25 protein-coding genes and 1 pseudogene are annotated in these 20925 nt (G+C 35.0%); 20 read left to right on the top strand and 6 right to left on the bottom strand.

Annotation, left to right across the window (positions count from 1 at the left end; translation table 11 throughout):
* Positions 1-133: 133 nt before the first annotated feature.
* The 14 genes and pseudogenes from COO03_RS01360 to COO03_RS01425 all read left to right on the top strand — a co-directional run.
* A complete protein-coding gene (locus COO03_RS01360) occupies positions 134-2203 on the top strand; it encodes a hypothetical protein (RefSeq protein ID WP_097894685.1) in 2070 nt (689 codons plus the stop codon).
* A gap of 13 nt (positions 2204-2216) precedes the next feature.
* A complete protein-coding gene (locus COO03_RS01365) occupies positions 2217-2630 on the top strand; it encodes a phage portal protein (protein ID WP_097894686.1) in 414 nt (137 codons plus the stop codon).
* Positions 2630-3565: an XkdQ/YqbQ family protein gene (locus tag COO03_RS01370; RefSeq protein ID WP_097894687.1), complete on the top strand. Its 936-nt coding sequence runs from the start codon at positions 2630-2632 to the stop codon at positions 3563-3565. Before COO03_RS01365 ends, COO03_RS01370 begins: the two co-directional genes overlap by 1 nt.
* Positions 3565-3906: a DUF2577 family protein gene (locus COO03_RS01375; protein WP_097894688.1), complete on the top strand. Its 342-nt coding sequence runs from the start codon at positions 3565-3567 to the stop codon at positions 3904-3906. Before COO03_RS01370 ends, COO03_RS01375 begins: the two co-directional genes overlap by 1 nt.
* The gene (locus tag COO03_RS01380) at positions 3890-4333 is read left to right on the top strand and encodes a DUF2634 domain-containing protein (RefSeq protein ID WP_097894689.1); all 444 of its coding nucleotides are present in this window, start codon (positions 3890-3892) and stop codon (positions 4331-4333) included. The genes COO03_RS01375 and COO03_RS01380 overlap by 17 nt, the downstream gene beginning before the upstream one ends.
* Entirely contained in the window at positions 4334-5374 is a 1041-nt protein-coding gene (locus COO03_RS01385; RefSeq protein ID WP_097894690.1) for a baseplate J/gp47 family protein, read from the top strand.
* The gene (locus COO03_RS01390) at positions 5371-5718 is read left to right on the top strand and encodes a phage tail fiber protein (protein WP_097894691.1); all 348 of its coding nucleotides are present in this window, start codon (positions 5371-5373) and stop codon (positions 5716-5718) included. The genes COO03_RS01385 and COO03_RS01390 overlap by 4 nt, the downstream gene beginning before the upstream one ends.
* Before the next feature lie 9 nt (positions 5719-5727).
* On the top strand, positions 5728-6546 hold the full coding sequence (locus COO03_RS01395) for a putative phage tail protein (protein WP_097894692.1): 819 nt from the start codon (positions 5728-5730) through the stop codon (positions 6544-6546).
* Positions 6543-6905 (top strand): hypothetical protein, encoded by a 363-nt coding sequence (locus COO03_RS01400; RefSeq protein WP_097894693.1) that lies wholly within the window; start codon positions 6543-6545, stop codon positions 6903-6905. The genes COO03_RS01395 and COO03_RS01400 overlap by 4 nt, the downstream gene beginning before the upstream one ends.
* Positions 6889-7857: a hypothetical protein gene (locus tag COO03_RS01405; protein WP_097894694.1), complete on the top strand. Its 969-nt coding sequence runs from the start codon at positions 6889-6891 to the stop codon at positions 7855-7857. Before COO03_RS01400 ends, COO03_RS01405 begins: the two co-directional genes overlap by 17 nt.
* Entirely contained in the window at positions 7854-8213 is a 360-nt protein-coding gene (locus tag COO03_RS01410) for a hypothetical protein (RefSeq protein ID WP_097894695.1), read from the top strand. Before COO03_RS01405 ends, COO03_RS01410 begins: the two co-directional genes overlap by 4 nt.
* Entirely contained in the window at positions 8213-8386 is a 174-nt protein-coding gene (locus tag COO03_RS01415; RefSeq protein ID WP_097894696.1) for an XkdX family protein, read from the top strand. The genes COO03_RS01410 and COO03_RS01415 overlap by 1 nt, the downstream gene beginning before the upstream one ends.
* A gap of 34 nt (positions 8387-8420) precedes the next feature.
* Entirely contained in the window at positions 8421-8843 is a 423-nt protein-coding gene (locus COO03_RS01420; RefSeq protein WP_097894697.1) for a phage holin family protein, read from the top strand.
* Positions 8843-9379 (top strand): annotated as a pseudogene (locus COO03_RS01425) (N-acetylmuramoyl-L-alanine amidase); the annotation flags it as partial. The gene COO03_RS01420 and the pseudogene COO03_RS01425, both read left to right, overlap by 1 nt.
* Before the next feature lie 315 nt (positions 9380-9694).
* Here the strand turns inward: COO03_RS01425 and COO03_RS01430 are convergent.
* The 3 genes from COO03_RS01430 to COO03_RS01440 form a co-directional block, all read right to left on the bottom strand.
* A complete protein-coding gene (locus COO03_RS01430) occupies positions 9695-10351 on the bottom strand; it encodes an Ltp family lipoprotein (RefSeq protein WP_097894699.1) in 657 nt (218 codons plus the stop codon).
* Between the two features lie 112 nt (positions 10352-10463).
* Positions 10464-10709, bottom strand: a complete 246-nt coding sequence (locus COO03_RS01435) for a hypothetical protein (protein ID WP_097894700.1) — start codon at positions 10707-10709, stop codon at positions 10464-10466.
* Positions 10706-10930 carry a LexA family protein gene (locus tag COO03_RS01440; protein WP_097894701.1) on the bottom strand — a complete coding sequence of 75 codons (225 nt, stop codon included), beginning with the start codon at positions 10928-10930 and terminating at the stop codon, positions 10706-10708. Before COO03_RS01440 ends, COO03_RS01435 begins: the two co-directional genes overlap by 4 nt.
* A 173-nt stretch (positions 10931-11103) precedes the next feature.
* Between COO03_RS01440 and COO03_RS01445 the strand changes: the two genes are divergently transcribed.
* Complete coding sequence (locus COO03_RS01445; protein WP_097894702.1) at positions 11104-11466, top strand: hypothetical protein; 363 nt, start codon at positions 11104-11106, stop codon at positions 11464-11466.
* A 74-nt stretch (positions 11467-11540) separates the two neighbouring features.
* On the opposite strand, the gene COO03_RS01450 is transcribed toward COO03_RS01445, so the two are convergent.
* The 3 genes from COO03_RS01450 to COO03_RS01460 all read right to left on the bottom strand — a co-directional run bounded on the left by COO03_RS01450 (position 11541) and on the right by COO03_RS01460 (position 13547).
* Positions 11541-11996, bottom strand: coding sequence for a hypothetical protein (locus COO03_RS01450; protein ID WP_097894703.1), 456 nt, complete (start codon positions 11994-11996; stop codon positions 11541-11543).
* A gap of 2 nt (positions 11997-11998) precedes the next feature.
* Positions 11999-12475: a hypothetical protein gene (locus COO03_RS01455; RefSeq protein WP_097894704.1), complete on the bottom strand. Its 477-nt coding sequence runs from the start codon at positions 12473-12475 to the stop codon at positions 11999-12001.
* Between the two features lie 241 nt (positions 12476-12716).
* Entirely contained in the window at positions 12717-13547 is an 831-nt protein-coding gene (locus COO03_RS01460) for a cytosolic protein (protein ID WP_097894705.1), read from the bottom strand.
* A gap of 713 nt (positions 13548-14260) precedes the next feature.
* On the opposite strand from COO03_RS01460, the gene COO03_RS01465 reads away from it, so the two are divergent.
* The 5 genes from COO03_RS01465 to COO03_RS01485 all read left to right on the top strand — a co-directional run bounded on the left by COO03_RS01465 (position 14261) and on the right by COO03_RS01485 (position 20920).
* Positions 14261-15328 (top strand): pyruvate kinase, encoded by a 1068-nt coding sequence (locus COO03_RS01465; RefSeq protein ID WP_097894706.1) that lies wholly within the window; start codon positions 14261-14263, stop codon positions 15326-15328.
* A gap of 787 nt (positions 15329-16115) precedes the next feature.
* Positions 16116-16856 carry a YveK family protein gene (locus tag COO03_RS01470; RefSeq protein ID WP_097894707.1) on the top strand — a complete coding sequence of 247 codons (741 nt, stop codon included), beginning with the start codon at positions 16116-16118 and terminating at the stop codon, positions 16854-16856.
* The gene (locus tag COO03_RS01475) at positions 16805-17464 is read left to right on the top strand and encodes a CpsD/CapB family tyrosine-protein kinase (protein WP_097894708.1); all 660 of its coding nucleotides are present in this window, start codon (positions 16805-16807) and stop codon (positions 17462-17464) included. Before COO03_RS01470 ends, COO03_RS01475 begins: the two co-directional genes overlap by 52 nt.
* Before the next feature lie 298 nt (positions 17465-17762).
* Positions 17763-19589: a polysaccharide biosynthesis protein gene (locus tag COO03_RS01480; RefSeq protein WP_097894709.1), complete on the top strand. Its 1827-nt coding sequence runs from the start codon at positions 17763-17765 to the stop codon at positions 19587-19589.
* 221 nt (positions 19590-19810) lie between these two features.
* Entirely contained in the window at positions 19811-20920 is a 1110-nt protein-coding gene (locus tag COO03_RS01485; protein WP_097894710.1) for a glycosyltransferase family 1 protein, read from the top strand.
* Positions 20921-20925: the final 5 nt, after the last annotated feature.

A 20925-nucleotide genomic window follows, 5' to 3' on the forward strand; every position in this document is an offset into this window, starting at 1 on the left:
GATTATTTATTAAATTTACGGATAGATGAAAAGCTCTTTATGGCAGCTAGTATGAATCTACATTTGGAAGAAGAAAAAGCTAAGTTCTCTATGAAATAGCTTTTTCTTTTTTTATTGAAAAGAGGTGAAATATTTGGCCAGTAGAGTTATTTCAGCGGTACTGGAATTGAGGGATCGCTTTTCCGATCAAATGCGAAGAGCAGCTGATAATGCAGATGATTTTAGAAATAGATTAAAACGTGTTGAATCTCAGACAAGCAGTTTAGCAACGGTAGCAGTTGCTAAGTTTGCAGCTGTAGGCGCAGGGGTAGCAACTATAAGTGCAGCTACAGCACCAGCGGTGGCTGGAATTGGTGCGTTAGGTGCTTCTTTTGCTGCAGCTGGAATTGGTGCCGCTGCCTTCGGTGCGGTCTCAGTTTCTGTGTTAGGTGATGTATTCAGTAAGGCAGAAGAAGTAGGGAAAATTGAAGAGAAAATTGCGGATGCTGACACGGCTAAAGAGAAGCTAGCAGCACAAAAAGAACTTGCGGCAGTATACGAAGATATGGGAAATAAGCAAAAAGAAGCTATTAAAAACTTACAGGAATTTAAAAGTTTCTGGGGAGAATTCACAAAACAGTTTGAAGAACCTGTATTTGCACTATTTGGCCAGGGGTTAAAACTCACTCAAGCAATACTAAAGGAAATGGCTCCCACAATATCAAGTGTTGCAGATGTTTTTGTTGAATTGATGGGTGAAGCGACAAATGCTATAGAAGCTGGAGGTTTAAAACCATTCTTTGAATGGCTAGAAACAAATGCAGCTGAGGCACTTTATAGCTTTGCTCATATTTTCGGAAACACCTTTGCAGGGATATTCTCATTACTTCAAGCATTTGCCCCTTTAGGTGCCAGTATGGAAGAGGGGCTTTTAAGTTTGACCGAAAAGTTTAAAAACTGGGCTGCAAGTGTAGGAGAATCCCAAGGATTCAAAGATTTTATCGATTATGCTAAAACAAATGGTCCAGTAATAATGGACATTTTAGGGAATGTTTTTGATGTAATTGTGGATGTAGGTGTGGCATTAGCGCCATTAGGTGAAAAACTATTGGGAGTGTTTCAAAATATCACCAACTTTCTTGCAGATTCAGAAGGAGTGAAAGAGTTCTTCCAAACACTTTCCGATATTGGTATATCTATCATTGATAACTGGGGCCCGATATCTGATATTCTTATCAGTTTAACGGCCGGAGTAGCGGCTTTTAAAATAGCAATGGCAGGTATGGAAATCATAGGAATAGTTAATACACTGATGATGGCTTGGCACTCAGGAACATTAATGCAAACTACGGCACAATTGTTATTGAATAGTGCTATGTTAGCAAATCCACTTACATGGGTTGCAGCTGCGATAGCGGCACTTATAGCAATAGGTGTACTTCTTTATTTAAACTGGGACACTGTGAAAGCAAAAGCAGGGGAATTATGGTCCTGGTTAGTTGAAAAATGGGAAGGCATAAAATCAGCAACGTCCGAAGCTTGGAACGCAACAAAAGAATATATCTCTTCAGCGATTCAGGGGGCATGGGATAGTGTAGTTAGTACGGCTGAGTCCATATGGAACAGTATTGTTGAAAAGTGGAATTCTGTGAAACAATCAACGCAAGAAACCTGGGATGGTATAAAAACAGCGATCAGTGACGCGATGAGCAGTGCAGGTGCTGCGATAAGCGATTTTTTTAGTCCACTTTTAAATTTTATCGATAGTGCAAAAGGTGCGTGGGATGGTTTTGTTGGTAAAATAACGAGCTTTAAAATGCCATCGTTCAGTTTCCCATCCTTACCATCATGGTTAGGGGGTGGCGGTGGAGCCGATGGCTCTCATGCTACAGGCTTGGCAAATGTACCATTTGATGGTTATAAAGCTGTCTTGCATAAAGGTGAAGCGGTTCTTACGGCTAGTCAGTCGAGTGCATTACGTGATGCTGGCATGTTAAAAGAAAATGCTAATGGTACTCCTACACTTAGTTTCAATTCTTCGGATGAAAATGCACAAGGTAGAAGTGCTGTCACTACTAATACGGATTCAAGTAATACAAGCAGCACTAACAATACAACCAACAAAAATAATGTTGTAGTAAATATTTATCCTCAAGGAACAACGGCAAAAGAGGTAATAAATGAGCTCGTACCTCAATTGGAATTAGCATTAGCAAATATGTAGGGGTGGTGTAATAGTGGATATTATATTCTTTGCTAATAATAGGGAAGAGATGTTGCAACTTCCCATTGTTCCAGAAAATCAACAATGGGATGCACCACAAAAAAATGAAACATTCGATACCATTCAAAAAGGAGAGATTAATTTAATTGGTCTAAAAGGATTGACCACTTTAAATATCTCTTCTTTTTTTCCTATGAAAGACTATTCATTTGCTAAAAGCAATACAAAAGGAGAAGAGTGTATTGCTTTTTTTAAGAAGTGGAAAGAAAGACGTGAACCTATAAGAATTATCATCATTAGTAAAACAAACCTGGAATTGTTAAATATTCTTGTTTCCATTGAGAACTTCACGTATGGAATAGACAGAGCTGGAGATATTCCATATAAGCTTGATTTAAAAGAGTATATCCCTGTGAGGGTAACATAATGGCACATCAAGTATATGTAAACACGTCAAATATCACACAGTTAGTTGGAAACCTGGGATGGGAAAGTAATGTTGATACGCTTGGTGTTAAGCTTGATTTCAACTTGGCTTATTCCGATGTGAAAGGTTTTCCGAGAAACGTTGTTTCTATTGGTGATATCGTCACCTTAAGGAATGGGAATAAAGAGATTTTTAGAGGGATTGTAGTATCTGAAAGTGCTTCTGGTAGATCACCAAGGTCATATACGTGTTTTGATTTTGCTTTTTATCTAAACAAAAGTAAAACAATCATTCAATTTAATGGCCACACGGCAGATGATGCAATTCGAAAAGTATTGATAGAGTTTAATGTGCCGCACAATGTAACGGATATTTCTACTCAAATAAACACTATCTATAAGGACAAAGTTGTAAGTGATATTATCAAGGATATTTTAGAGCAAGCTACTAATGAATTAGGTGTGAAGTACAGAATGGAAATGCGCGGCTGGGCCCTGTTTATTGAAAAACAGACTGACTTGGTTGTATCAGCTATGGTGGATTTGATTAGTAACCCATCTCGTAAACGATCAATTGAAGAAATGAAGAATAGTATTATAATCATTTCAGATAAAGACCAGGAAACAAGTATTGTTGCAACCGCAAAGGATAGTAACAGTATCAGGAAATATGGTTTACTGCAAGAGATACGAAATGTAAATGAGGAGGAAATGGCCCAAGCGCAAAACATAGCTCACAATGTATTAAATGATTTAAACCGAATCAAAGAAGATAACAGTATTGAATTACTAGGTAATGATGATGTCAGAGCTGGTAGGATTTTAAAAGTAAATGAGCCAATCACAGGGATGAGTGGTAAATATTTAATTACCAGCTGTAAGCATACTGTAAATAATGGTATTCACAAAATGTCATTGTCGTTAGGGGTGACATAATGAATGGAATTGTGGAATTAGCTAAGTTATTTAAAGACAGAGAAAACGAACCGTATGAAGGTTATGTAATAGGGGAAGTCATGGCTGACTTTCCAGATGTGAAAATTAAAATTGACGATAACATTCATTTGGATGTATCACATTTAGTATTCGCAGCACACCTTCTAAGTAACTATACACGCGAGTATGAAATAGTTGACGAGTTTAGTGTTACTACGGGAAAAATAAAATGGACTGATACCATTAAAAAAGGTGATAGAGTCATTTTAGTTCCGTCGCAAAATGGCCAATCGTACATTGTCATAGATAAGGCGGTGACATTTAATGTTTCCGGTAATTGATGAATCAAACATACCAAATGAAGAAAAGGAATCTCAAAAGGCTCGTCATACTGGCAAGTCTTTTCTTTATGACTTCAAAAAGGGTGACTTTGTTACGCAAAATGGCAAACTTGTAGAAGTTATAGGTACTGAGGCGTTGAAAGTTTGGATTGAAAAAATCATTCGTACAGAAAAATTTAGATTCAGGATATATGAAGCAACCAGTGATGATCAGTATGGTGTTACGATTGAAGATTTATTCAGTTCACCACTACCTCGTGCATTTATAGAATCTGAAATAAAACGTGAAGTTACAGCATCGATACTCACACACAGTGAGATACAAAGCCTTGAAGATTGGGGATTTGAATATAAAGGTGGCCGTACTTCTATTCATTTTACTGTGGAATTAATCGATGGCGCATTTAACTTTGAGGTGGTGATCTAATTGGAGACTGAACAAGACATTCAAAATCGGATGTTAAGTAAGATAGGTGAGGAACATGATAAAAGCACCGGTTCATTTATATATGATGCAACAAAACCAGCTGCAATTGAGTTTGAAACCAAAAACAAAGAGATTGCAGCTGTTCAAGATAAATTGGATATAGAAAAATTGACGGATAAAGAGTTGGAGCGGTTTATCTATCAAAGAACCGGTATTGAAAGAAAACGAGCTACAAAGGCAACAGAAGAAGTTATTATTTCCGGTTCACAGGGGTCTTCTATCAGTAAAGGTGAATTGGTCGGGACAGATACCATTAACTTTGTATCACTGGAAGATAAGGTAATTAATGAGTCTGGCTTAATGCATGTGTTAGTCGAGTGTGAAAAGCCTGGGAAAATTGGCAATGTGCCAGCCAGTAGCATTACTAAGTTTCCAGTAACCCTTCCAGGGTTAATTAATGTATATAACCCAAGACCTTTCACAAATGGGTATGAGGCTGAGTCAGATACTGATCTAAGACAACGATATTATGACAAACTCCAAAAGCCAGGTAAGGCAGGCAATAAATATCACTATCTTGAATGGGCAAAAGAAGTTACAGGTGTTGGAGATGCAAGGGTGGTACCGCGTTTTAATGGTCCACTTACAATGAAAGTAGTGATTATTGATGCAAACAAACAACCAGCATCTAAAGAGTTAATACAAAACGTCCGTGAACACATCGAAAATGAAATGCCATTTGGTGTGGAAGAATTGCGAGTATCTACGGCAGCTGCTGTCCCTATAAATCTATCAGTATCTTTAACATTGGCTGATGGTTATACAGAAGAAACGGTGAAGGCTCATATTAAAACAAATGGAATAGAGTACCTTCAACAAATTGCTTTTAAAACAAGTTTTGTTAGCTATGCCAAAATTGGCGCACTCATTATCGCAAGTGAAGGTGTGTTGGATTATCAAAACCTATTAGTAAATGGTGGAGCGACCAATATTCCAATTGGTAATGAAGAAGTAGCGATTATGGGAGGTGTCAACGAATGAATCATATGAGTGTGTATTTAAAGAATAAAGTACTGACGGATAACTTAAGAACAAACCTAGTGTATGTAGCTTTATTCAATTCAGATGTGGAAGTTTCAAAAGCAAGTTATACAAGGCAAGCTATAACATTTGTGGAACCAACAGATGGACAAACGTCAAACAATGCCGATGTTCTTTTTCCTATTGCTGCTGAAGTATGGGGAGATATTACACACATTGGTATTTTTGATAGTGCGACAAGTGGCAACTTGCTTTTTAAGTCTCCTGCAGAGTTCGTTAAAAATATTGATGTTTCAAGTCAGTATAAAATACCGAAAAACTACTTAATTGTTCGGTTGAAGTAGGTGGTGTAAATGCACGCTATACAAGAACAACAGTGGGGACAAGTAAAAGTTCGCACTTGGAAAGAATTAAACGCTCATCAGTGGGAATGCTTCAGAATGGCATTAATGGAGTCCGAAACGGACTTAACTGTGCAAGGTGTAAAAGTAGTTCAATCGGGCGCTGTAAATGAATTGTCTACTGAAATGCAAACACAAGGGATTCGAGTAGAACATTCACCTGCTATTATGCAAACCATTACTGAAATGATTACAAGTATAGTAGTTTCGAAGAGAGACTATAAAACGGACCTGCTTAAATATTTACCTTTATACGAGCGGAAATCAGCTGTTTTTAAAGGTATCATGACCTCGTATGATAGGGAGCTTAGGAACTTAGAGCAAAGTCTGGAAGTAGTCGATAGAAACATATTCTTGGATACTGCGATTGAAACATTGCCTATTTTTGAACGCGATTTGGGGATAAAGCCAGTTAAAACATTACGCTATGATCAGCGCCGTGAACAAATTTCTTCAAGGTATCGAGCAAGTTTTGACCAAACCACTGAAGAAACAATTAAATCAGTAGCAAAGGCCTATAGTAATGGCGAAGTAGAAGTAAATAAAACAGATACCCCAGGTATCTATGAAATTAAATTTATAGGTACCATAGGAATCCCGAACAATTTAGATGGTTTAAAGCAAGCGTTGGATATTGTTATGCCAGCTCATCTTGGATTGATATATACATTCGTATTTAATCCTTGGGATATGTGGAGAAGAAGCACATGGGGTGAAGTTAAAGATAAGACTTGGAACAATTTAAGAGTATGGGATGAGGCGAAAGAATGAAAAATACATTGAATTATAATTTAAAGAAACCTGACTTAGAGGATTATGTAAATGTCGCTGATCTTAATGACAATATGGATATTGTGGATGGTGAAATCAAGAAGAACACAGACAAAATCGATGTTTTAGAACAAAATTTAGAAACGCATGTTGCTGATAGTGAGAAGCATATAACAGCAGAAGAGCGGGCGATATGGAATAGTAAAGCAGAAGGTAATATTAGAGAGGATGCAACAAAACCTCTTAGAGTGGAGGTGAAGAGTTCCTTGCCATCAGTTGGAGTAGAAGGACAAATTGTTCTTGATAAATCAGGCTCTATTCCTAAATTTAAAGGTTATACTGGTGGCAAGTGGGTTTGACTTATTAGGTAATAGTACCGGTATGGTAGCTGGTACTTCTGTAGGAGTTATAAATGGTGTGCTTTTCACTGATACAAAAATTATTTTTATAAACGGTACTACAGAAATTACATCATATGATAAAGAAACATATCAACTTGTAAAAAAAATAACTACAGAACCTTTAAATGGCGGCGCGTATTATATCGCTGGAAACTCAAAATACTTTGCGATAATTTCTCACAATTCCTCTGCCCAAGAATCAATACTTATTTATGATGAAAACTTAAATAAACTAGTTCAAGAAAGCGGTAATGGACAATATTTTAATCAAGTGATATTTGAAGATAACTATTGCTACATTCAAAAAGGTACTCACGGTGGCAGTAATAATAGAATACTGAAGTATTTATTGCCTAGTTTTACATTGGTTGCATCCACTACAGGAGAATATGGCATTGCAAATTCAGCAAACCCATTTGTGGATAAAGATTTTCTTTACATGCTCGCACCAAATAACACTAAAGAAATTAGAAAGTATTTAAAGTCAAACTTGTCTTTAGTTTCGTCGTATAGTAATCTACCTGATTATTCAAAGTGGGTATTTGCTACTGATAACTATATTTATGTTGTTTCATATTTACTTAGCGGAGTGCCTGGGACCACTTATAGACTGGATAAATCATTAAAAGAAATGACTCGAATATCTGATCCTGTGTTATATGTTTCTAAGGGCTGTTATTATACGAAGCGAACAGAAAATGTAATTAATACTGGTACACAATATGCTTTAGCTTGTGTAGATGAGCTAAGTGGAAATGTTTTGCGCAATGTAAGAATTATAAGTGATATGAAAGTGGTTGGTGACTATACAAAGAAAAATTCAGCGCCAACTTTTTTCTCTGGGCAAAATGATGCTAATTTAAAAGGTATGTATATTGAAATAAAAGATTTTGGGGGCGACTTTTTATGATTTATATTATTAACAATCATAGCATTGTTTATGATAAAAACTATTTAACAGAAGATGAATTAGAAAATGCTTGGGTTATTGAATCTATTCCAAAACCTGAAAATAAAGTAGGATTTATTCCTATTTTATGTATTGATAAAGATGATAAGAAAATTTGGTATGAATATGAAGAAAAGCCATTAACCGTAGAAGAAAAAATGAAACACTTAGAAAGTGAAAATGTACAACTTGGTCAACAAGTAAGTGGGTTAGAGATTCAACTTTTACAAAGAGATAAAGATGTCGAATTGCTAGGTAAGACGGTAACAGATTTAGAAATTGAAGTATTAAAATTTCAAACTGGGGGTACAAAATAATGGCAAACACAACTGAAAATGCAACTCAAAGTCTAGCTTTTGCAAAATGGAAAGTACGATATGAAAAGAATTGGTGCACAAATCAGCAACTTTGCATGGTAGTGGAATTGGAGCAGATAACAGAAGAAGAATACAAAGAATTAACTAAGTTAGAATACCCAAGCGTACAATAGTAGGCTTTTTTATTTTGGTCAAAGGAGTGAAGAAATGGATCGTATCGATGTATTAACAAAATCATTTATAGCTGCTTTCGGTGGCTTTTGTGGCTATTTTTTAGGAGGTTGGGATTTGTCACTGAAAATTTTAGTCACAATGGCTGTTATTGACTACATTACTGGAATGATTGCAGCAACTACACTTGGACAATTAAAAAGCAAAATCGGATTTCGAGGCATTGCCAAAAAGGTAGTGCTTTTTTTATTGGTTGGAGTTGCCGCGCAGCTAGATCTAGCGTTTGGAAGTAATAGTGCTATTCGTGAAGCAACAATTTTCTTTTTCATGGGTAATGAGTTGCTATCAATCTTAGAAAATGCCGGACGTATGGGCATTAAGTTACCTTCGGCACTTACAAACGCTGTTGAGATTTTAGGTAGTAAACAAAAACAAGATAAAAAAGGGGATGTTCAGTAATGACTCGTTATAGTAATCACGGTGGACATAATGAATTTGTACAAGGTGCTAATTATGGTAATCGAAAAGAACACATCATGGACAGACAAGTAAAGGATGCTGTCACAGCTAAGTTAAGAGCTTTAGGACATACTGTCTATGATGACACTGACGATGTAGGCAGAACTCAAGCCCAAAACTTAAACAATATTGTTGCTAATTGTAATTCACATGAAGTCGATTTAGTAATCTCTTATCATCTAAATGCAAGTGATGGTAATGGTCATGGTGTGGAAGTTCTTTATTATGACCAATGTGATTTAGCAACTAAAGTTTCAGCTCAATTAGCTAAGGATATCGGATGGCGTGATCGTGGTGCAAAACAGCGTACAGATTTAGCAGTATTGAAAGGAACTAAAGCACCAGCTATCTTAATCGAATTAGGGTTCATCGATAACGATGCAGACATGGCTAAATGGGATGTTGATAAAATCGCTAATTCAATCGTTTACGCTTTGACAGGACAAGCGGTAAGTAGTGGAGGAAAATTACAACCATCTGGTGATGATGGAAGAAGAAAAATCAAAACAGGCGGTTTAGGATACGATGCGGTAAAAGAAGTATCCGAAGTGCTATGTAGTAAACAAATTAAAGGGGCTATCCTATTCGAAGGTGAAGCACCTTATGTATTAACTGAGAAACTAGCTAATCCAAAGTTGGATGACTTTACAGCATGGCTTGATGCGAAAAATTGGTACTGGGAATACAACTAATGAAAAGGGCCGGCTCCTATGAGTCGGCTCGTTTTTTGATTTAATAATCATTAAAAAACACCCTCAATCAAAGAATAGGATGAGGGTGTTTTTTACGTTTTATTTACCTAAATTATTAATAGCGTAATCGGCTTCTTCTTGTGTGAATTTTTCACCGTTTTCAGAAGTCAGTTGGTCCCTTATCGCTTCTGGTGACATACTCATTGTTTTCTGATAACTTTTTGCTTTTTTCAAGGCATTTTCATTAAAATTGGCTTTCATATTGTCAATTGCGTACTGTGCTTCATCTTCAGCAAATTTTTCACCATGTTCAGAAACAAGCTGGTCATAAACCTTCTGTTTTGACATGTTCATTGTTTTTGCATACGATTCAGCCTTTTTCAAAGCGTTTGCTTTCCAATCAAATTCAAAATTATTCATTGCATAATTAGCAGATTCTGCGGAAAACTTTTCACCATGTTCAGAAACAAGCTGGTCATAAACCTTCTGTTTTGACATGTTCATTGTTTTTGCATACGATTCAGCTTTTTTCAAAGCGGACTTATATTCTACAGGAACGTTATCCTGTGCCTTTGTTTCTTCCTTTTTAGGTTCTTCCTTTTTTGCATCTTGCTTTGGTGTTTCTTTTTTAGTTTCTTGTTTTGGCTCAGTAGAAGCTTTTTCTTTTGGATCATTACTTCCATCAATAAGAGCAGCGACAAAGATAATTACAACTAGTGCGATAACTCCTAAACATCCAAATTTAAAAATTTTCATCTAAATATCCTCCTAGCAAAATATGTACTGATTCCGATATTTAGTATAACAAATTTCAAAAGGAAATTTTACATAATTTTACCTTTGTGGAAGTATGGTTGTAAGAAATCCATTATAATTGCTTGGCTTTTTCAAGTAAATCTATTACTTGTTGATGCCTTTCTTTCGTTTCCTCTAAAGAAACTTTTGTTAGGTCAGCGTTCTTTGCCCAGAAGACTTTAAAGGCATGCCAATCAGACATAATATACATGGTTTTATCTGGGCTAAGTTGACTTAATAAAGAAGTAACCTCTTCAAATGTTTTATTAATTTTCTCTCCTAATAGACTTTTGTCATGTGCTATCTGGTTCGATATCATATAATTCCTCCTTTTAAAATTTTGATTGTTCTTGGTTTAGATGGATCGCGATGAATAAAACCTTTCTCTTCTAGATGTAATAAATGTCTATGTGCTGTAGAACTAGAAGCAAGACCAGTCGCTTTGCAAATTTCTCTGACAGTTGGAGGATATCCGTTTTCTATGACTTGTTCCTGGATGAAAGTTAGAATTTGAGCTTGTCTAGGAGTTAATGATTTCATTATGTATACCCTCACTTTGTATAGAAAATATCTAACCATATAATACCAGGAATGTAGAAATAAATCAAACATCCGTTCGTATCTTGTTTGAGATAAATTTACAAACAGATTACTTTCTATTAATAATTTTTTGCTAAAATTTTACATGAAGCTAATTAAAGGAGATGAATCTAGTGGAATTGACAGTACTATCCGAACAAGAGGTAACCGTCATCGCAGTAGAAGTTTCTCACTATGAAAATAAATACCATTTCCGTTTGTACAAAAACAACGAGTTTCTTCAAGTTAATTTTGTTGATGAGAAGAACAGGCTTCTAAGTATGTTACCAGTTGCAGCAATCGAACGTGGAGTAAACAAGTTTAGATTAATAAAAGAAGATAAAAGGCACATGGTACGATATGGTGGTTCATCAGGGTGGATATTGGTAGAAGCAAAGGGGAATCAAGAAGTGGCGTATGTAAGGCCGATGACAATAGAACAAACTCTGGCACTTCGATATTTAGAAGACAACTATATTGCACATTTAAATCATTAAGCCCTCTCATGTGAGAAGGGCTTGATTTCTTTTGAAGTTTATTCTATTAGTACATGAGTTTGCTTGCAAGTATGTTAGGATATAACAAAGAATTTTATAAATGTAAGAATCAAGCCAGTTACCCCAATTCCTGTTCCTACAATCCATTTTGTTGAGTCACTCTTATTTTTTCTGTGATATTCACGTTCTTTCGAAAACATTAATTCTATATTCTTTTCAGTTAGCTCTAACTTTGAAATCATTTTCTCTTCAAGGCGTTCTAACTGAGAGGTTGTTTTCTCATCAAGGCGTTCTAATTTGGAGCTTGTTTTCTCATCAAGGCGTTCTAATTTGGAGCTTGTTTTCTCATCAAGACGTTCTAATTTGGAGCTCATTTTCTCATCAAGACGTTCTAATTTGGAACTCATTTTCTCATCAAGGTGTTCTAAATCTTTTAATGTAGCATAGTCATTCATTTCACCATCACCACCCCTATTTATATCAACTACTTTTACATGCCTATCTGAATGAACTTCTACTGGTCGTCCCATAACTATACCACCTTTTCCGATACAATAAATGGAATTTTTGATTTGAATATTTCATTGTTATAAATGGATTGGGATAGACCCATGACACCAGGTTGTTTATTAGTAAAACTAATTTGTAAAAAGTAATAATTATTAACAAAATCTAAGTTAGAAAAATTATCATCTATAGGAATTTCGAATTGGATATGATCCTCATCGAAATCGATGTCTTCTTGTTTTGGATCATATTCAATCATATATCTTCTAACAATTGTTGTCTCTTTTCCTCCAAATTGATGAAATAACGTAAAGTATATCGCTGTATAATCAATTTCTTCATGAATGTGAGGGATTGTTCTTTGAGTTAGCCCACCAATTGTACATGAAACATGAAGAGAATTATTTATTCCTTTTTCGTTATATAACTTTAATTCTGATGACCCTTTTTTTGTAGATAAGTGAATAGAAGTTATTGCTGGGAAAAAATTACTCGAACTCATTTGCAAATACCTCCTTTTTATATTTTAAAGATAATTATTTATATTACAGTATGCTTCAAATTTCCTTTTTTTAGATTTAAATTCCTTTTTATATTGCTTAAAGTCTCTTCTGTCCACTCTAAACTTTTAGCTTGTTGTAATTGTTGCATATGTTGTAATGATGCGACAGTTTCATAACTTATGAAATACCTCCTTAAAGTAATACCTAAATCATACCAATTTCATGCAGCAACTGTAAATATTACATTCCCATAAAATCTTTATCAAAGTAAAACTTGTCCATTAGGTTATTTACAATCCCGTTGAAATAAGCAAATTTACCATTATTCATTTTCGCATCAGACTTAACTTTCATAACAAACTCTTTAATAGCTTTTAAGCCAATTGTAAGCTCTTGGTCTTTATCAAATGCTGTATCACCTGTTGTGTGGTTAATAACTCTATTGGACTGTCTTACGACCTTCCAAAATTCTTGAATTGTTTTTGATTCAGAATAAAAAGAGCGAACTAAAGAAACAAAACGTTCTGGTACCCAATGAGCAACAAAATCAGCTTGTTTAATGTTTTCCTCAGATGTAGTGCTATTAGCATTACTATTACGTTTGTTTATATCTTTTATATTTTGTTTTAAGAAAGAAGGTGATGTTTTATTGGTCGGACACTTTGCAAGACTTTTCTCTGGTGCCTTGTCGGACACTTCTTCCACAATAGGTTGAATGATAATTGCATTAGCAGTTTGCAGCATATCAGATTTACGCTTCATGGCTACCTGGCGGATCATGCCCAGGTCAACAAGTTTCTTCATTAAACGTTGAACAGTTTTATAAGATACATCTAACTTGTCCGCAATCGTATTTTTGCATAAGAAACTAACACCTACATATTTGCAGCTGTGGCGTTTTAAAATTTCAAGTAATGTAATGAGTTTAGATTGTACATCGGTACGATTAATAGACATACGGATCATGTCTCTGTATGTACGAATAGTTTTATTTAGTTCTTCTATATCTGTGAATGATGATAAATTGTGGAAGGATTCTTTACTTGCTATAACATCAATGCGTCTTTTCATTACCATAGGCCCCTTTGTAGAAACAAAAAAGCAACAGAATGCCCGATTGTAAGCAAACTGTTGCTAGGAGCCCTTACGTACTGTAGAATAGTTCGTAAGAGTACAGCAGGTGTTTGCCTATCGTGAGTAGGCGGACGGTATATATAGTGTTGACGCACTGTATATACACGCTGTGCTCTTTGTTTTTGATAAAAAAATGCCCGGTAATTGCCCGAAAGATGCCCGATTTTACATAGTATATTTTGATTGGTTTTGATTTATCAAAACCACAAAACGTTGATAAATTAATGTTTTGTAATGATTTCGATTTATTTTTAAGGCCGGAAATATGTTCAGAACGCAAGTTCACCAATGGGAACGCGATCAATATATGTCTCTTTACTAAGAGTTCGAGGCCTTGATACTACGGTATCGGGGTCTTTTTTATTGTGATTTTGCGAGTGCTATAAAATGCCCTGTGAAGGGTACAGGGCATTACAAAGGTTTTTCGGTTAAGGGAACACATGACCTTGTTATGATATCACGCGCTGATTGCATGGATTTGCGGACGTTTTGACAATTTTAAGAACAAAAAAAGAGCCCTGAGGGAGTCGGCAAATTTGAAGTAAAAGATAGATTTTTTTATGTATCATAACTGCCTGCGATTAATGTCTGTAAAGTATCATTTTTTTCCTTTTTATCGGGAATCATAAATAAAAAGGATGGTGCGAAATATGACAATTGATCGAATTTGTACAATTGGACCGGTTAGTAATAATAAAGATACATTATCTCAGTTAATAAAAAATGGTATGAACATCGTTAGGTTAAATTTATCACATGGTTCGCATGAAAGTCATAGGGAAGTAATTCGTTTAGTAAGATCTTTAGATGATTCCATCAAAATTCTAGGTGATCTACAAGGTCCTAAGATCAGATTGGGTTCGATTGAGGGAGAGCGCATTACTCTTCAAACAGGAGCTACTTTTACTTTATATATGCATTCAGTTTCAGGAAGTAACGAGGGAGTAAGCGTTGATTATGCTGGAATTGTTAATGATGTAAAGGTCGGAAGTAGAATTCTAATTAATGATGGAGAAGTTGAATTGATTGTTGAAGAGATAAGTGCGGAAAAAATAGAGACGAAAGTAAAGGTAGGCGGTGATATCGCCTCTCATAAAGGGGTGAATTTACCTGGTACAATTGTTAATTTACCAGCTATTACAGAGAAGGATCAAAAAGATATTCAGTTTCTTTTGGGAGAGGACGTAGAGTTTATTGCGTGTTCATTTGTTCGACAAGCTTCTCATATAAAGGAAATTCGGGAATTTATACACCTAAAAAAAGAAACTCCTCCCAACTTAATTGCTAAAATTGAAACAATGGAAGCTATCGAAAATTTTCAATCTATATGTAAAGAAGCAGAGGGAATTATGATTGCAAGAGGAGATTTAGGGGTGGAATTACCGTATCAATTTATCCCGCTTCTACAAAAAATAATGATTCAAGAGTGTAATCATACAAATACATATGTAATTACGGCAACCCAAATGCTACAATCTATGGTGGAGAACTCTATTCCTACAAGGGCTGAAGTGACTGATGTATTTCAAGCTGTACTTGATGGGACAAATGCTGTCATGCTTTCTGCTGAAAGTGCAGCCGGGGATCATCCGATTGAAAGTATTGAAACATTGCGCATAGTTTCTGAATTTGCTGAGTATGTAAGAAAAGATGCGCCTTTTAATATGGGAGATATGCTGAAATTATTACATAAGTCTCTTTCTCAAGTAAAGTGTTAATTAGTAGGGAGTTTTCCTATTTTCTACTGCTTATTAATATGAGATAAATCGGAAAATCAATGAAAAACCATGTTAGATTCCTGTTTGAAGAGGGGAAATAAACTTGTTAACACCGTTCGAATATTTTGAACGGTGTTCTTATATATGTAGGGAGCTAGAATGAATGTGTAAGTGAAATACGTGTTAAGAATTATATAATGTTTATTTTTTTAACTGGTTCCGATATGTAGGGATGATTCCTTCCGAATTTGCCGTTAGTACAATGAATTCGTACAAAGATATAAAGGGCTAATCTTATTAATTTAGCTAGTGATGAATTGTCATCGGATCGATCAATTTTAAGGAATGTTTTTAAAACAATCTTTTTGTATTTAGGCTATGCTATAATCATCCGCAAGGTAATGAAGTGTTACCATTATTTTTTTATCCACTAAAACTTCTTGATATAAAAAACATAAATAATTACTTGATAAAAAATATGGGATATACCGAGGGCATTAAATATTAATGAGAAAATATGTAGTAGATTTTTCGGAAATATAACAGAGAATTTATAATATTACGGACGAAATAAAGAATTTATGGAATATTTTGTATTGACTCGTTCTATATAAAGAACTAAAATTGACATTAAATAGAATTTAAATTGGTTTTTACAAACTGATTTGATTTTAATGTCTCAAAAATGTACAGAATATAAAATTGAAATGTCAGAAAATTATTTCTCAAGAAGGTAATTTATATCTTATGTTGAATTGAGCTGTCTTAAAAATGCGGGGAGGAAGCTATGGAAAAGGAAATAAACCTAAAGAATTTATTTAGTGTTATAAGAAGAAGAATTTTGGTGCTTGTTGTGTTTACAGTAATGGCCACTTTAGGAGGTGCGGTGTATAGTATTTTTTTGAAGACACCATTATACGCATCTTCTGCAAGAGTCATCATCCAAGCCAATACGGAAACTATAAATACGCTTAAGGTAATGGTGAATGAACCAGCTGTGTTGGAGAAAGTAGCAGCGGAATTGAATATTAATAAATCAGGAAATGCATTAAGTAGTCAAATAAGTGCTGAAAGTGTACAGGGCTCTCAAATATTGAAAATTAATGTGGTGGATACAGATCCTGTACTTGCATCAAAAATTGCGAATACGACAGCAACTGTGTATAAGCAGGAGGTTGCTAATATATTGAATTTTAATAATGTTAGTATCTTACCTAAGGCGAAAGATTCGAAATATTCCGCACCGATAAATATAAATCATATCAATACGATAATGATTGCTTTCTTTGTCGGTTTGGTGCTGAGCATTGGCCTTATTTTTTTACTAGATTCTTTAGATGAAACAATTAAATCTGAGCGGAATATTGAAAAGTTATTAGATATTCCTGTTTTAGGTGGAGTTTCTAAAATGAATAAGAGAAATAAAGTAGATAAGTATAGTAAAAGAGAGACTGTACTATTAAGGGAGGGAGCTCATTGGCCTACAAAGATAGACGAAAGACCAGCAAAATTAAAAGAGAAAGCTTAATTACTTATATTGCTCCAAACTCTAAAATTTCTGAACAGTATCGTACGATTCGGACAAATCTTCAATTTTCTTCTGCTCATAAAAATAAAACCATAGTTATTACTTCACCGAGGTTTGGAGAAGGGAAGTCAGTTACTACAGCTAATTTAGCAGTTTCTATAGCACAACAAGGTGAAAAAGTATTAATAATCGATGCTGATTTACGTCGGCCAACGATGCATGAAATACTACAGGTTGAAAATACAATTGGATTGACTAGTGTGTTAAATGGGAAAGCAACATTGGAAGAAGCGATACGGCAAACGGAAATTGGGAGGCTTTATACATTAACGAGCGGTCCAGTTCCATTTAATCCTGCTGAATTACTTGGATCAGTAGCAATGGAAATGTTAATTCAAAAGGTAACAGAGCAGTATGACGTTGTATTATTCGATTCACCACCTGTTTTGGAGGTAACAGATACCAGTGTTTTAGCTGATAAATGTGATGGGATACTATTAGTATTGCGTTATAGTCATACTTCAAATGAGGATGCACTTGAAGCAAAAAGAGCCTTAAGTTTCACAAAAGGTAGGTTAGTTGGAGCTGTTTTAAATAGCAAGGTATAAGGTATTTCTACAATTCCTTAAAAAATCTTACTGTTTTGTTCTTTATAAAGAACTTGGCGTTTTTTGTGGTGATGTCTCCTTACCATTATCAATGGAGGCACTCGGTTATGCTGTGGGTTGTGAAGCCAACCTTAGATGCCAGTCATCAAAAGTGTAATGTGAGGGAGGGTTAGATGCCCATGTTTTATTAAAGTTTTTAACTATGAGTTTTTAGTAAAGAGATTATAGTTAGAAACTTTAATTTTTTGAAATAGGTATGGAGAGTTATGTAAGGAATTGATTAAAGGGGGGAAGTATTATGACGTATCGGCGGAGGATATCGTTATTACTTTTAATGGATTCATTAATTGTATTAAGTGCAATATTTTTTAGCTATTTTTTTGTAAACGCTAGTTTCAGTGTTATCACCTTGTCATCAGTAATTAGCTCTATCACTTTACTGTTTAGTCATCATTTTTTTGCTTTTATTTATAAGTTATATAAAAGGGTTTGGGAATATGCAAGTGTAGGAGAATTATTAATTATATGCAAGGCTGTTACATTTTCTATTGTTACAACAGCTATCGTGCAGCAATTAATTATGCAAGAAATCTATTTTCGGTTGTTAGCTGTAACTTGGATGATGCATATTTTATTAATAGGTGGATCGCGATTTCTTTGGAGGATGTTCAGAGATGCATATTATAAAAAGGATGAAACTAAAAAAAGAACTTTAATTATCGGTGCTGGTTCTGCAGGGACAATGGTGGCGAGACAATTGCTCAAAAATAATGACACAGAATTATTACCAGTTGCATTTATTGATGATAATATCAAAAAACATAATCTTGATATTTGGGGGATTCCAGTAATTGGAGGCGTTAATCGAATTGAATGGGCTGTTCAAAAATTAAATATTGAAAGTATTATCATAGCGATTCCCTCTCTTAGTAAAAAAGGACGTAATATCATTTCAAAAGAATGTTTAAAAACAAAAGCGAAAACTCAAATTCTTCCGATGTTAGAAGATTTAGTAACAGGTAAGGTTTCGGTTAATGAATTTCGCGATGTTCAGGTAGAAGATTTATTGGGACGGGATCAAGTTGAATTAGATATGGAAACTATTTCAGAATATATAACTGACAAAATCATTTTAGTTACTGGTGCTGGTGGCTCAATTGGTTCGGAAATTTGTAGACAAGTCGCAAAATTTAATCCGAAGCAATTAATTTTATTAGGGCATGGTGAAAATAGTATTTATTCCATTGAAATGGAATTGAGGGAGTTATACGGTGATACGCAGGTCACTTTTATTCCAGAAATTGCAGATATACAAGATGATAAGAAGATGATGTCAGTGATGAGCAAATATCTTCCGAATGTTGTCTATCATGCTGCTGCACATAAACATGTACCATTAATGGAGCATAATCCTGAGGAAGCTATAAAAAACAATTTGATTGGGACAATGCATATAGCAGAAGCGGCAAGAACACATGGTGTAGGAACATTTGTAATGGTTTCATCTGATAAAGCAGTGAATCCAACAAGTGTCATGGGAGCGACGAAAAGGTTAGCTGAAATGATGATTCAACATAAAGATAAAGCAAGTCATACAAAATTTGTTACTGTTCGTTTTGGAAATGTATTAGGAAGCCGTGGGAGTGTAATACCGCTATTTAAAAAGCAAATTCAAAACGGTGGTCCAGTTACAGTTACCCATCCAGACATGGTTCGATATTTTATGACGATTCCAGAAGCATCAAGACTCGTGATACAAGCTGGGGCTTTAGCGAAAGGTGGAGAAATTTTTGTATTAGATATGGGAGAACCAGTAAAAATTGTCGACCTTGCAAAAAATCTAATTCAATTATCAGGAAACTCTGTTGATGAGATTGGAATAGCATTTACTGGAGTAAGACCAGGAGAAAAACTTTTTGAAGAATTGCTAAAAGAGGATGAGGTTAATGAACAACAAATTCATCCGAGAATTTATATAGGTAAAGAAACGAACATTTATATCGAAGAGATAGAAAAGCTGATTTCTACATACTCTGTTTTGAATAAAGAAGAGTTACGAGATCAGTTATTATATTTGGTTAATCACCATAAAACTTCAAAAATGTTAATACCAGTATCAGGTTAGAATTTTAAAAAAAGGTATCTTAATGAAAATATAATGAGATAAGTGTGTGGCAGTACTGTTTTGTGCAACTGTAGACTACCATTTCAAAGTATTAACGATTTACAGAGCAGGAATGGGAGAGTAATGGCTTAGCTGTTTGAAAATAAATATGCCATCAATGAAGTGTTAGAAGAAAAGAAAGGCATTTATGAGATGTTCACGAATGAAACGGAGGAGTTATAGTGAGCAATCCATTAAGGGTATTGCATGTAGTTGTAAATATGAACCGAGGCGGGGCTGAAACTCTAATTATGAACTTATATCGAAACTTGGATCGATCCAAAGTCCAATTTGATTTTTTAACCTGCAAAGAGGGAGTGTTTGACGAAGAAATAGTAAAACTAGGTGGGAAAGTTCATAGAATTCCATATATTACTGATATTGGTCATGTAAGATATCTGAAAGCTTTAGATACTTTTTTTGCATCCCATCAAGAATATAGGATTGTCCACTCACACATGGATAAAATGAGTGGGTTTGTACTGCGCTCAGCTAAAAAAGCAGGTGTACCAATTCGAATTGCCCACAGTCATAGCACGAGCAGTGAGGGCGGCGTTGCAGCAAAAATGTATAAATGGTACGCTGGGAAATTTATTTTGCCATGCGCTACACATTTGCTAGCATGTTCGAATGCCGCTGCTCAATGGTTGTTCGCAACTAAAGCAGATACGACTAAAGTCTTAAAAAATGGTATTGAATGTGATAAATTTGCATTTTCTACGAAAATTAGAAAAGAAGTAAGGAAAGAATTACAACTTCATCAGGATACCTTTGTAGTTGGACATGTCGGAAGATTTGCACATCCAAAAAACCACTCTTTTCTTATAGACGTATTTGCCGAATTAATCAAGTTGAAGCCGGACTCTATTCTTCTATTAGTAGGAGATGGGCTGCTTCGATCAGAGATTGAAAAGAAAGTAGTAGAGTTGAATTTAGAAAGAAATGTAAGACTTCTTGGGATACGGAGTGATATAGAAAGGTTGCTTCAAGCATTCGATGTGTTTGTATTTCCATCTATTCACGAGGGATTGCCAGTTACTCTTGTAGAGGCACAAGGAGCTGGATTACCGTGTGTCATATCGGATGCTATTACGAAGGAAGTTGATTTGGGGATGAATTTAGTTGAACATTTCCCTTTGACTGATACAACGATATGGATAGAAAAAATAAAAAATATAGCAATCAGGAATTCAACGAGGAATATATCAGATCAAATATTCTCACAAAAAGGATATGATATAAAACATACTGCAGAATTAACTCAAGATTTTTATTTCGACATATTGAGGTGAGTCAG

Source organism: Bacillus sp. AFS098217 (assembly GCF_002551815.1).
Lineage (GTDB): Bacteria > Bacillota > Bacilli > Bacillales > Bacillaceae_G > Bacillus_A.